The 12,657-nt window shown below is 58.0% G+C and carries 8 protein-coding genes and 2 tRNA genes; 7 read left to right on the top strand and 3 right to left on the bottom strand.

Going from position 1 to position 12,657, the window contains the following annotated elements; all coding sequences use genetic code 11:
* Positions 1-22: 22 nt before the first annotated feature.
* The 3 genes from BQ8011_RS02690 to BQ8011_RS02700 all read right to left on the bottom strand — a co-directional run bounded on the left by BQ8011_RS02690 (position 23) and on the right by BQ8011_RS02700 (position 1,711).
* Positions 23-111 (bottom strand) — tRNA-Ser (locus tag BQ8011_RS02690).
* A 71-nt stretch (positions 112-182) separates the two neighbouring features.
* Positions 183-269: transfer RNA gene (locus tag BQ8011_RS02695), tRNA-Ser, on the bottom strand.
* Positions 270-346: 77 nt separating this feature from the next.
* Positions 347-1,711 carry an AGE family epimerase/isomerase gene (locus BQ8011_RS02700; RefSeq protein ID WP_072457215.1) on the bottom strand — a complete coding sequence of 455 codons (1,365 nt, stop codon included), beginning with the start codon at positions 1,709-1,711 and terminating at the stop codon, positions 347-349.
* A 175-nt stretch (positions 1,712-1,886) separates the two neighbouring features.
* Between BQ8011_RS02700 and pgm the strand changes: the two genes are divergently transcribed.
* From pgm to BQ8011_RS02735, 7 genes are all read left to right on the top strand, one after another.
* Positions 1,887-3,560, top strand: coding sequence for a phosphoglucomutase (alpha-D-glucose-1,6-bisphosphate-dependent) (gene pgm / locus BQ8011_RS02705; protein WP_072457217.1), 1,674 nt, complete (start codon positions 1,887-1,889; stop codon positions 3,558-3,560).
* A 156-nt stretch (positions 3,561-3,716) separates the two neighbouring features.
* Complete coding sequence (locus tag BQ8011_RS02710) at positions 3,717-4,934, top strand: hypothetical protein (RefSeq protein ID WP_072457219.1); 1,218 nt, start codon at positions 3,717-3,719, stop codon at positions 4,932-4,934.
* The gene (locus BQ8011_RS02715; RefSeq protein WP_072457221.1) at positions 4,927-6,264 is read left to right on the top strand and encodes a hypothetical protein; all 1,338 of its coding nucleotides are present in this window, start codon (positions 4,927-4,929) and stop codon (positions 6,262-6,264) included. The genes BQ8011_RS02710 and BQ8011_RS02715 overlap by 8 nt, the downstream gene beginning before the upstream one ends.
* A complete protein-coding gene (locus BQ8011_RS02720; RefSeq protein ID WP_072457223.1) occupies positions 6,261-7,685 on the top strand; it encodes a multicopper oxidase domain-containing protein in 1,425 nt (474 codons plus the stop codon). Before BQ8011_RS02715 ends, BQ8011_RS02720 begins: the two co-directional genes overlap by 4 nt.
* Positions 7,686-7,824: 139 nt before the next feature.
* A complete protein-coding gene (locus BQ8011_RS02725; RefSeq protein WP_072457225.1) occupies positions 7,825-9,144 on the top strand; it encodes an MFS transporter in 1,320 nt (439 codons plus the stop codon).
* Positions 9,134-10,396 (top strand): App1 family protein, encoded by a 1,263-nt coding sequence (locus BQ8011_RS02730; RefSeq protein ID WP_173656066.1) that lies wholly within the window; start codon positions 9,134-9,136, stop codon positions 10,394-10,396. The genes BQ8011_RS02725 and BQ8011_RS02730 overlap by 11 nt, the downstream gene beginning before the upstream one ends.
* 414 nt (positions 10,397-10,810) lie before the next feature.
* Entirely contained in the window at positions 10,811-12,421 is a 1,611-nt protein-coding gene (locus BQ8011_RS02735) for a peptide ABC transporter substrate-binding protein (RefSeq protein ID WP_072457229.1), read from the top strand.
* Positions 12,422-12,657: the final 236 nt, after the last annotated feature.

The following is a 12,657-nucleotide window of genomic DNA, read 5'->3' on the forward strand; positions in this document are numbered from 1 at the left end:
AAGGAAAACTCGGGGTTATTTGCGGAGACGGCGGGATTTGAACCCGCGAGGGGCGTGAACCCCTACCTCCTTAGCAGGGAGGCGCACTCGACCGGACTATGCGACGTCTCCAATGCCGACTACTCTAAGGCATTTTCTTCGCAGACGCGAAACGCACTGCGACCTTATTGTTGTCGGAACCGCGGAGGGCAAGGGATTCGAACCCCTGGTGCCATTGCTGACACAACGGTTTTCAAGACCGTCACCTTCGGCCACTCGGTCAGCCCTCCAGACCCGCCAATCATAGCGGATCTTGATCTATTCGCACATTCGTCTTCCTGAATATGTAATAGATCCCTAATATTCCTCAGTGGCGTCGACGGAAAGGAACCCAGGAGCGACGGTCGGTAGGAGCCTCCTCAGGGTGGTCAAGAAGGCCTCGTGAAATGGCCGAAGCGAAAGGCGGCCACATCGGAATACGACCAATCAATACGGTCTGAATTGCCCACGCAATATCGCCACTGCGCGGGGTCGACTCTTCAGTCACCTGGTTGTCGAAAGAGAGGACGTGCAGCCACTGTCCCGGGCGGACAATGAGCTCATCGTTAATGAAATCGAGCCATGAACGATAGCAGTGCTCATAGTGTTCGACTTCACCCTCGCTGGCGCCGTCATCGCGAAGCGCTCGCGCTAGAGAAACCGCCGCGCATACGCCCTCGCAGGCAACCCACATGTAGTGGCGATTATCCAGAATCTGCTTCTCGTGATCATCGAAACCGACAGAGGTGACAAAGCCGGCATGGCCCAGCTGCCTCCACCCGTCGACGCGAGCACGCTCAAAGAATTCGGTCGCGGCCTCGAGAAGAGCATCATCGGGTTTGCGTCCCAAAGAGCGCAGCGCAGCGCGGACCTCGATCGACAAACGCGCCCAGCGCAACAGGGTACCGATCTGTACTCCCTCAAGCACGGGGGTCGAGGACCAGTGTTCCCACTTCTTTGCCCACCCCTGCTCGCCTTGGGCAACGGGGGAGGAGGTCTCGATATCGATGTATTCGCCGAGCCTCCACGAGGCCTCGCCTCCCATGCGCGCGACCGCAAGGGTGATCGCCTCTGCGCGGTCGATCCACACGGGGTCGGCGGTCGCTTCAGCGGCGGCAAGGTAGGCCTCGGTTGTCGAGGCCAGGGTCCCCAGGGAGATGATCGGAGCCTTGTGCTGTGTACTTCCCGAGGCAATTGCCCCGTAGACTAGCGAATTCGGCGCTAGCCAACGGCGTTCTTGTTCGTGAAGAGCCCCCAGGAGGAGTTCGTGTGCGCCGGGGCGGTTTGCAACGGTGGCCGCGGCGCTCGCACTGATTAGTAGTGCGTTATCGAGCTGGTAGTCGATGTCTCCGCCGCGAACTTCTGCCTTATAAGCTTCCGAGTCGGTGTTTTCTTCTTCATCAACGGCGCTTGGGTCGGGGAGTTCCTTCAGGTGCTCGTCAATCACGCGACGCAGGGTACGCGTCGCGTGGTCGGCGTAGCGGCGAGAGCCCGGAAGCCCCAAGAGCGTCCCCAAAGAAAAGGCGTGGAGCATTCGAGCACTGAGGGTGAACTGGGCGCGAGGGTTGGGTTCCTCACCTTCCGGGCCTTCGCTGAAACCTGAAGGTGTTGTACTGACTTTTGCTTCTGCGATCAGAGCTTGAAGTTGCGCTGAAAGCCAGCGATTGTGCTCGATTGAATCCAACCAGCCCATGGGGTTCTCCTTTGCCGTCCATGCCTGTCACTGTCAGCGTCGTTGCGAAAGCGACATCCTGATCGAGTTTAGCCCACGGGCGGCCAAGACGTCGGGGCTTGACGAATATTTACTCATGATTGTGCTCTATGTGGACTCTCTTGCACGCCTGAGGGAAACATTGCAGACTAAAAGCATGTTTGATCGAGCTGGCACTGTTGCCCTTCCCGAAGACCTCACCGATATTGATGCGCTAATTTCCGCGTATTACGACATTGAACCGGACCCCTCAAACCCCGATCAACGGGTGTCTTTTGGTACCTCCGGTCACCGCGGTAGCGCATTCGATGGCAAGTTCAATGAAGCACACATCGTTGCGATCACCCAGGCGATAGTCGACTACCGAGCCGAGCAGGGCTTCAATGGTCCGCTTTTCATTGGTCGCGACACCCACGCGCTGAGCGAACCCGCATGGCGGACCGCCCTGGAAGTCTTGGCCGCCAATAACGTTGATGTCCGCATTGATGCACGCGGATCTTTCACTCCGACCCCCGCGGTTTCTGTGGCGGTCCTCGGCGCAAATGGTGCACCCAAGCACCTGCGCATGGCAGGGGAGGGACTGGCTGACGGTATCGTCGTCACCCCCAGCCACAACCCGCCTCGTGACGGCGGATTCAAGTACAACCCGCCTCACGGTGGTCCCGCGGACTCCGATGCGACCTCGTGGATCGCCAAGCGCGCCAACGAAATCCTTGAAAAAGGCTGGCGCAGCGTCGATCGCGTGCTGGGTTCGGACCTGCTGGATCACCCCTGTATCCACCGCTTCGACTACCTTGCCTACTACGTCGATCAGCTTGACCAGGTCATCGATATCGATGCGATTCGCGAGGCCGGCGTGCGCATTGGCGCCGATCCGCTGGGCGGAGCATCGGTGGACTACTGGGGCGCAATTGCCGAGCGCTACGGTCTTGAGCTCACCGTGGTCAACCCAATCGTTGATCCTGCATGGTCGTTCATGACCTTGGACTGGGATGGAAAGATCCGTATGGACTGCTCCTCTCCCTATGCGATGGCCTCGTTGCGTAATGCGATGACTCCGGACGAAAACGGAAACACTCCCTACGATATTGCGACCGGAAATGACGCTGACTCGGACCGTCACGGAATCGTGACGCCCGACGGTTTGATGAACCCGAACCACTACTTGGCCGTTGCGATCGAATACCTCTTCACGCACCGCCCGAACTGGCCCGCAAACGCTGCAGTCGGTAAGACCTTGGTGTCCTCGGCACTCATCGACCGCGTCGCTGATTCTATTGGGCGAAAGCTCATTGAGGTCCCCGTCGGCTTCAAGTACTTCGTTCCCGGGCTGGTCAGCGCCGAGCTCGGTTTCGGCGGCGAGGAAAGCGCAGGAGCGTCCTTCCTTCGCAAGGATGGCACCGTGTGGTCCACCGATAAAGACGGAATCATCTTGGCCCTTCTGGCCTCTGAGATTTTGGCCGTTACCGGTAAGACACCCTCGCAGCTGCACGAAGAACAGGTCGAACGTTTCGGGGCTTCGGCTTATGCGCGAATCGATGCGCCTGCGAACCGTGAAGAAAAGGCAAAGCTTGCTGCTTTGTCTCCCGAGGATGTTTCCGCAACCGAACTGGCCGGTGACCCGATCACCGCAAAGCTCGTGCGTGCTCCAGGTAATGATGCAGCAATCGGTGGCCTGAAAGTGACGACTGACGTCGCGTGGTTTGCGGCTCGTCCTTCGGGCACGGAGGATGTCTACAAGATCTATGCTGAGTCCTTCCGCGGAGCCGAGCACCTTGCTCAGGTTCAGGAAGCGGCTAAGCAATTGGTGAGCGAGGCCTTGAAGGGCTGAGCTCGCGTTCATAACCTTTGTGAGGGGTGCGGGGTCGTGTGACGGCCCCGCACCCCTATCCGTTATTCGCGTTCAGGATTTGCGGCTTGGTGGAAAAAGAGCCTCCTGACCGGTACCTTTAAGGGGTCTCATTAAAGCAGGAGAGGTCCGGTAAAAATGGTGGAGAAAACGCGTGAAGGTGCGGATACCTTAACCTCTGCACGCCCGCCTTTTCCCTGGCCTCGAATGATCCTGCTCATGGGGGCAGCCCTCGCGCTTCTTGCGGGACTTGACGCAGCTCTTGTTCGCCTGGGGGCTCTTGCTCCCGTGAACTCGACGGATCTGGGTGCAATCCACGGAATCCTCATGGTCTACGGCTTCCTGGGAACAGCGATCTGTTTAGAGCGGGCAGTAGCGCTGAACTCTCGATGGGCCTACCTTTCCCCGGCCGCCTCGGCGCTCGCGGGAATTGCAGCCATCGTCATCTCTCAAAGCCGCGCGGTCGCCAATTTCATTGCCACATTGCCGCTTCCGGCCTACCTGAGTCGCACCCTTCCCGGGTATCAATCCCAGCGAATGCTTCCGGCAGTCCTGTGGACAATCTCCATGATCACCCTGGTCATGATTTACCGGCATGTGTGGAAAAAGCGTCAAGCTTCGTACGCGGTCCTCATCCAATTGATCGGTGCATGTGTCGGCTTGTGCGGGATTCTTTTGTGGATGCGAGGACTGGAAGTCGCCCTCATCATGCCCTGGTGGCTATTCTTCTTGGTCCTGACGATCATTGGTGAGCGCCTCGAATTGGCGCGCCTTGCCTTCAGTGAAACAACCGAGAAGCGAGTCCTAGTCTGGGTCGGAGCTCTGGTCATCTCGCTTGCCCTGACGCTGATTGTTCCCCTTGTCGCCTACCCGCTTCTCGGGATCTCCCTTGCAGCCCTTGCGATCGACATGGGATATCACGACGTGGCTCTCAAAACGATCAAAATCCCTGGAATTCCGCGTCTTTCTGCGGTTGCGATGCTCGCGGGATACGGGTGGGCGATGCTCCCGGCTGTTCTGTGGATTACCGCGCCCCCGACCTTTTCCGGCTACGGCTACGATGCGATCGTCCACGCCCTGACCGTGGGTTTCGCGGTCTCAATGGTTATCGCGCACGCGCCGGTCATCATCCCCTCGGTGATTCGCCGCGAGGTTCCCTATCACCTTGCGATGTGGGTTCCCCTCATTCTTTTCCACTTGAGTCTGCTGATCCGTTTCCTTTCTGGTGCGCGCGAGGCTGCACTTCCCTGGCGCTTTGGGGGAACGCTGGGCGTGTGCGCCTTCCTCCTCTTTGTCGTCACGACGGCGAGCGTGACTATTGCGAACACGAGGCGCGAGCGGAGCACTCATGCCTGAGATTGCTTCGCCTTCCGCATCCACGCTGACTCCCGCAAAAACTGCTCGACAGCGCACTGACACTTTCACCTCGATCTGGATGATGATCGCGGTCGCAATGGCGCTTGCCACGCTGGTCGCTAAAAGCCGGATGCCCCAACCCCTGTGGACCATGATTCACCTGGTGACCCTGGGTGTCTTAAGCAATGGGATTTTTCAGTGGTCGTGGTTCTTCGCGCGCTCTCTGGCGCGCTTGTCCGCTGATGACCCGCGAGCGCGCCGACACAACACCATCCGCGTCCTGATCTTCAATGCCTTCTTCGCCTCGCTCTTTGTCTCAATGTGGCTGGGATGGATGGTCGGTACAGTGATCGCTGCGACCGGAATTGCCGCAGTCGCCGCGTGGCACGGCGCCGAAATGCTCTCGGTTCTTCGCGAACGCTTGGCTTCCCGCTTCGTCATCGTCGTGCGCTACTACGTGTGCTCGGCCTCGTTCTTTGTTCTTGCCGCGCTGCTGGCTTCCTTTGTCACCGTAACGATGTTTTCACCGTCCATTCCCGAGGCCATGGTCGCGATGCGCGATCGCCTGACCCTTGCTCACGCCCTCAGTGGCGTTGCGGGATGGGTTGGTCTCACGATAGGTGGAACGGTTATTACCTTGGGGCCGACAATTCTGCGCACTCGGATGTCTCCCGATGCAGTCAGCGGCGGTGTGCGGGTTCTTCTTCCCTGGTGTTTGAGCTTGCTTCTTGCAATCGCTGGTGCCCTTCTGGGCGTGATGCCCCTGGTCGGAGCGGGGATCCTTGCGGTCGGGGCATGCGCAATTGTCGGGATCGTCTACCCTTACGCGAAAGTCCTTCGAAATAAAGGTCCGCGTGAGTATTCCGCCTGGTCATTCCTGCTTGGTCTGCTGTGGATCAGCGTGGGAGTGTGCGCTCTAGGAGTGGCGGCACTGTTCGTCTCCACTCCCTCTCAGCTTCGTGCGCTCACCCTCATGTGGCTTCCCATCATTGGAATCGCGGGTTTTACTCAGCTCTTCCAAGGCGCTCTGTCCTATCTGATGCCGGTCGTGATCGGCGGTGGCCCCTCCATCGTTCGAATCGGTATCGCAATCATCGACTGGCAGTTTCCCCTGCGTTTGGGGCTACGAAACAGCGCACTGATCCTCGAGCTATTTCTGTTCTTCGCAGGCGATAGCACCTCTGTTCACGTGCTTCGAATGGCGGGATGGTTCCTTGTGATCGCAACCTTCGTCATCGATGTCGTCATCTATGCAAAAACTGGCGTTACTCAAGCGCGGGCACGTCGTGCCCGCAGTGAAACCCTGAGTGAAAGTAGGCAGGTTCAATGAGCGAAGAAAACACCGGGCCCTCGCGGGCAGCGATGGTCTTCACTGGCCTTGGCGCAGTTGTGGCTCTCGTCGTTGCCAGCGTTCTCGCGGGAGGGACAAACCTGGGCACGACGGGCGCGGATGCGGGGGCACACTCAAGCGTGGCCTCGGCAACGCAGGTGAAAGAAACCGGTGAAACCACCCACGTGGAAATCGGTGTCCAAGGGATGTCCTTCACTCCTTCTGTCGTCCACGTTCCGGCGGGAAATCGACTGCACATTACTTTCACGAACACCGCGGAACAACGGCACGACCTCGTTCTTGCTAGTGGGCAAACGACCGGCTCTCTGGCCCCTGGAGCAAGCGCAGAACTGGACGCCGGAGTGATCACTGCCAACACTGAGGGCTGGTGTTCACTGCCGGGGCACCGCGAGATGGGAATGACGCTGAGCATTGTCGCCGATGGTGCACCGGGCGGCACTGGTTCAACAGGCTCGCACTCCGCCGGCAGCTCCCACAACCACGAGGTTGCAACGGGAACGGGAATCCCCACCGCGGATCAACTACGAGCCTACGCAGCGAAAGTCGATCCCTATCCCGCTGAAGTTGCACCGGCCTCGGAAGAAAAAGACCACTACTACACCCTGGTTGCCCGCGACGATATCGTGCAGAACCTGAGCGACGATGTCAGCAGGACGGTCTGGACTTTCAATGGGAACACTCCCGCCCCCACCCTTCGAGGGAAGATCGGCGACACCTTCCACATCACCCTCAAAAACGAAGGAACCATGGGGCATTCTCTGGACTTCCACGCGGGCGATATTGCGCCGGATGAGGCCATGAAGACGATCGATCCCGGGCAGACGCTGGAATACACCTTCACGGCCAAGGCAGCCGGTATCTGGATGTACCACTGCTCGACGCATCCCATGTCCATGCACATTGCCAACGGTATGACCGGTGCGGTGATTATTGACCCAAGCGATCTGCGCCCAGTGGATCACGAGTACGCGATGGTTGCGACCGAGCTGTATCTGGGGGATAACGGCGGAACCGCAAGCGCCACGAAGATCGCCTCGATGATGCCTGACCTGCAGGCGTTTAATGGTCGCCCCTTCCAGTACGACGCGCACCCCCTCAAAGTGAAGGTTGGCGAGCGCGTGCGTTTCTGGCTGATGGATTCAGGCCCGAATACTCCCATGTCCTTCCACATCGTCGGTGGGCAATTCGATACCGTCTGGGACGAGGGTGGATATACGCTCATCGACGGAGGCAATGCCATTAGCCGTGGGGGAGGGGGATCCCAAACCTTCCCCATGCTTCCCGCGCAGGGAGGTTTCGTGGAGCTCTCCTTCAAAGAACCGGGGACCTACACCTTCGTCAACCACGTCATGAGCCTTGCCGAGGCAGGGGCTCACGGAAAGATTGAAGTGACGAACTAAGCCGTGGCGCGCGGTACGGACGAAGCGTACGCGGCGCGGAAATGGTCTAGGCCAAGCGCTGTTTAAGCGCTTTGGAGGGTGCGCGGCACCATACGCGTGGAGAGTGTCAAAGGTGCGTGGAAGCGCATAAACTGACACAGTGCTGTCGACTTATGGGGAAATTCTTCGTCTGAACCGTGCTTGGCGTTTTTCGGCTGCTGGGTTCATTTTGCGTCTACCCATGTCCATCATGCCGATCTCGATTATTTTGTCGATCCAGGCGGCATATGGAAACTACACCCTCGCGGGCGTGGTCTCGGCGATCAATATCATCACTTTGGCGGTGACTGCACCGATGTGGGCGCGACTGGTCGATCGCTATGGACAGCTCAAAGTCATGGGACCAGTTTTTGCGGTTTCAGCTATCGCGACCACGGTGCTCTTGTTTGCAACCCTAGAAGTCGCCTCCACATGGATCCTCTTCGTATCGGCAGGTATCGCGGGAGCCACGTGGGGTTCCCCGGGTGCCCTGCTTCGTGCACGTTGGATTCGCGCGACTGACACCGTTGCCCAGCTCAATAGTGCCTTCGCATTGGAGGCCGCAGTTGACGAGTTTGTCTACATCGTTGGCCCCGTGGTTGCAACGGTTTTGGGTACTGCTCTTCACCCAACAACGGGCGTTGCCGTTTCCATCGTCTTCCTTATCCTCGGGGCTGCGCTTTTCTTGGGACAGCGCTCTTCCGAGCCGGTTCCCGTGTCCCATCGTTCGCCCGCCCACGGTGACGAGGCGGCGGACGCGTCCGGTGCTGTAGGCGGAGGTAAGCAAACACCTGCTGGTCCCGCGGCCTCGACCCCTCAGCGTTCCTTGCTTCTACTCCCCGCAATGATCGTCCTCATGCTGACGTACGCGGGAATGGGCGCGCAATTCGGAGCAAACGATATCGCCGTTGTTGCTTTTACGAAGGAGCTCGGGGTTCCGGCGCTTTCAGGCGTGTTGCTGGCCATGTTCTCCGTCGGTTCCTTAATTTCTGCCCTGCTCTATGGCGCGCGAAGCTGGCGCTACCCCCTGTGGAAGCTCTTCGCCGTGGGCGTCGTAGCCCTTGCCATTGGAATGACTGCATATCTGCTGGCGAACTCCTTGGTCTCGCTGGGGATCATCATGTTGATCAGTGGCATTGCCTGCGCGCCTACCATGACGAACGTCAACATGATGGTCACGAAGTCGGTTCCTCGCCATCGTCAAACCGAGGGCTTGGCATGGCTGAGCACAGCGATCAACCTGGGTGTTTCCCTTGGTTCTTCCGCCTCTGGACCGGCAGTTGACCGCTATGGTTCCACCGGTGCCTACGTGATGATTGCGATTTTTGCTTGGCTTATGGTTCTGGGTATGGTTGTTGGCCTGCCGACATTGAAGAGGTCTTTGGAAAAGTCTGCACAGGAAGAGGCCGCCCGACAGCGCGAAGTTTTGGATGAGGATTGAGATGATCGATAACGAGACCCCATCCCTCGCGCTTTCCGTCGCTGCTTCCCTTGACGAGGCAACTTCCCGAGGCCTCGCAGGCCTGCTGGGGTGGGCGGGTTTCTACCCTGGGATCGTGGGTTTTGGCGGTTATGCCTCTGAGAAAACGGCTCGTGTCATGGCTCGAGTCATTATGGAGGACCGCGGTGGTGAGCGTTCATGGCTCAGCCAGCGTCGCGGCTGGCGTCAGTTTTTCGATGCACAGGTCCCCGGTCAACCTGTTGTCGTGACTTTTGGTCAGGCGCAAACTCTTGCTTTCAGTGACCGCGGCGGATACATCGATATTGACCTTGAGGGACACGGTTTGGCGCCGGGATGGCATACTGCTTCGATTCAGCCCTTGAACGCCTGTGATGTCGCAAAACTTGGTTTGCAAGAGGGCGAGAAGCTTTTCCATTTGTCTCAGCTTGGCCACGGTGAGCTCAGCGCGGGCGGCGAGTTGTTCCGCGTTCACAGTGCTGACGATGATCGTGTTTTGGGGCGAGTGCGCGCAGCAAAAGCGGTTGATGTCTCTTTGCGCGTGATTGGCAATGATGAAGAGTTTGGTGTGGTTTCCGATATCGATGACACCATCATTGTCTCGATGATTCCGCGACTTCTCACAGCTGCAAAGCATGCGCTGATGGAGCGAGTTTCTCAGCGCGAGGCCGTGCCTGGGATGGCCCGTTTCTTACGCAAACTTTCACGCCGGGGGATGCCGATCGTCGCCGGGGGAAAGGACACCGGTGGACGTGGGGGAGCGCGGCCTCGTGAGCTTCCAGTCATGTACCTGTCGACGGGGCCGTGGAACTTGGTTCCCGGTTTGCGTGAGTTTTTGCGACGTGCTGACTATCCGATGGGTGCTTTGCTCATGACGGATTTTGGACCCTCGAATACTGGGTGGTTCCGTTCTGGGATGGAACACAAGAGGCGCGAACTTCGTCGTTTACGCCAGACTTTTCCGCATATTCAATGGATCTTGGTCGGTGATGACGGGCAGCATGATCCTGAGATTTATGCCGAATTCGCGCGGGAATTTCCGCACAATGTTGCGGGAATTGCTATTCGTTCGCTCTCGCAGATCGAGCAATTGATGGCGCACGGTACTTTTGAAGCGATTTCCTCAGGCGCTTTGGATGATGTGCCGGCGGGTATCCCCCGTTGGTGCGGCGAAGATGGAGATGCGTTAAGGCGGGCGGTTGCGACTGAGCAGCCGCAACCGCCAACCCCGTAACGTCTAACCGGATATTTGGACCGCTGAAGCAAGACCAAATATCCGGCTGCAGTCCTCGAGGCGGCGAGTCCTGCACTGTTTAGAGTAGTCTGTTTCAGTTCATTACGGCAGGGGTTAGTTCGTGCGGAAAGCTAAATTTTCGCGCCATTTAGCGGGCTGTTGACTAGGCAATAAGCCTGATCGGAACGGGTATCAATGGTTGACGAGGAAGCAAAATTGATACCCCTGTGATATGTGGCATAGGTTGACATAATGAGCACTATTCTCAAAGAATCTTCTTTACCAAATCTTGACAATCGTAATCGAAATGTAATGTTTAAATCATGGACACGTGAAGTTTTTGGGAAGAAAGTCGGCTATGCTCTCCGTCATCAGCACTTCTGATGAACAGCATTCCTAATAGGAGGAATCCTTATGAACCTCAAGAGGTCTTGGCTGGCAGTGCCCGCCGTCCTTGGTCTGACACTGACCGCCTGCTCTTCTGGCAGCACCGGCTCCAATGGTGGGTCGCCTGGTGGGTCTTCGGACAACATTGTCACCGTTAACGGTTCTGAGCCCCAGAACCCGCTGATCCCGGCGAACACCAACGAGACCGGTGGCGGCCGCATCGTCTCCAGCATCTTCTCGTCCCCCGCATACTACGCGGCTGACGGCTCGACCCAGCTGGACGCTGCAGAGTCCATCACCCCTAACTCTGACAACACCGAGTGGACCATTAAGCTCCGTGCCGATGGTAAGTTCTCCGACGGCACCCCCGTTCTGGCAAAGAACTTCGTCGAGGCATGGAAGATGGCCACGAAGCAGAACCTCGGTTCCGCAGGCTTCTTCGCTGACGTTATCGGCACCGACGATGACGGCTCTGGCGACATGGAAGGCGGCCTCGAGATCCTCGATGACTACACCTTCGTTGTCAAGCTGAAGGGTCCCGAGTCGGACTTCATGAAGCGCCTGGGCTACACCGCCTACTCTCCGCTTCCCGACTCGACTCTGGCAGACCCCAAGAACGGTGGCGAGCACCCCGTGGGTAACGGCCCCTACATGCCTAACGGTGAGAATGCTTGGCAGCACTCCAAGCAGATCGATCTGGCCGTGAACCCCAACTACTCCGGTCCTCGTACCGCGAAGAATGGTGGCCTGCGCATCGTCTTCTACCAGTCCCTTGATGCTGCTTACGCTGACCTGAGCTCCAACGACCTCGACGTGCTCGATGCTGTCCCGAACTCGGTCTTCTCCAGCTACCAGCAGGAACTGTCCGGACGTACCGCCAACCAGCCTGCGGCCGTCATTCAGTACGTCACCATCCCCAGTCGCCTGGAGCACTTCTCCGGTGAAGAAGGCAAGCTGCGTCGCAAGGCCATCTCGATGTCGATCGACCGTGATTCGATCATCAAGACCGTCTTCGCAGGTACCCGTACCGCTGCTAAGGACTTCACCTCTCCCGCAATCGATGGATACAAGGAAGGCCTGAAGGGTTCCGAGGTTCTGACCTACAACCCTGAGAAGGCTAAGGAACTGTGGGCACAGGCCAACGCCATCTCCCCGTGGAGCGGCAAGCTGCAGATCGCTTACAACTCCGATGGTGGACACCAGCAGTGGGTTGACGCAACCTGCAACTCCATCAAGAACACCCTGGGTATTGAGGCTGAAGGCGACGCCTACGCAGACTTCAAGTCCCTCTTGGGCGACATGAAGGCCGGCACCACTAAGGGCGGCTTCCGTCAGGGCTGGCAGGGCGACTACCCCTCGCTCTACAACTTCCTGTTCCCGACCTACTCCTCGAATGCTTCCTCCAACTACGCCGGTTGGAAGAACGCTGAGTTCGATAAGTACCTGAGCGACTCTCTGTCCGCTTCGGGCACCGAGGCTCTTGAGCTCCAGTACAAGGCAGAAGAGCTGCTCTTCGAGGATATGCCGGTTATCCCGACCTGGTACTCGAACACCAACGGTGCATGGTCCACCAAGGTGAGCAACGTTCAGTTCACCTGGAACTCGACCGTGAACTACTTCGCGATTACCAAGAACTGAACATAGTTCTTCCCCGCTGAACATAGGCGGAAAAACTGTGGGGTGGAGGTCATTAGGCTTCCACCCCACAGTTGTTCATGACTAATCGCGAAACGCAACTGTGTGCGCGTAATTAAAGACACACGATTGACCATTTACCACTTCTTTGCATTACTATGATCAGTAGTGCGCATGAGTAGCGTCGTGTACCTGCTTTCGGCCCCAGGCTTGCAGAGTGTACGACCCATGCGAAATCC

It is taken from the genome of Actinomyces marseillensis (genome assembly GCF_900155605.1).
GTDB classification, from domain to species: Bacteria; Actinomycetota; Actinomycetes; order Actinomycetales; family Actinomycetaceae; genus Pauljensenia; species Pauljensenia marseillensis.

Coding starts and splice junctions, on each gene's coding strand:
- BQ8011_RS02700 (WP_072457215.1), bottom strand. CDS start 1,711: ATGGGCTGGTTGGATTCAATCGAGCACAATCGCTGGCTTTCAGCGCAA.
- pgm (WP_072457217.1), top strand. CDS start 1,887: ATGTTTGATCGAGCTGGCACTGTTGCCCTTCCCGAAGACCTCACCGAT.
- BQ8011_RS02710 (WP_072457219.1), top strand. CDS start 3,717: ATGGTGGAGAAAACGCGTGAAGGTGCGGATACCTTAACCTCTGCACGC.
- BQ8011_RS02715 (WP_072457221.1), top strand. CDS start 4,927: ATGCCTGAGATTGCTTCGCCTTCCGCATCCACGCTGACTCCCGCAAAA.
- BQ8011_RS02720 (WP_072457223.1), top strand. CDS start 6,261: ATGAGCGAAGAAAACACCGGGCCCTCGCGGGCAGCGATGGTCTTCACT.
- BQ8011_RS02730 (WP_173656066.1), top strand. CDS start 9,134: ATGAGGATTGAGATGATCGATAACGAGACCCCATCCCTCGCGCTTTCC.
- BQ8011_RS02735 (WP_072457229.1), top strand. CDS start 10,811: ATGAACCTCAAGAGGTCTTGGCTGGCAGTGCCCGCCGTCCTTGGTCTG.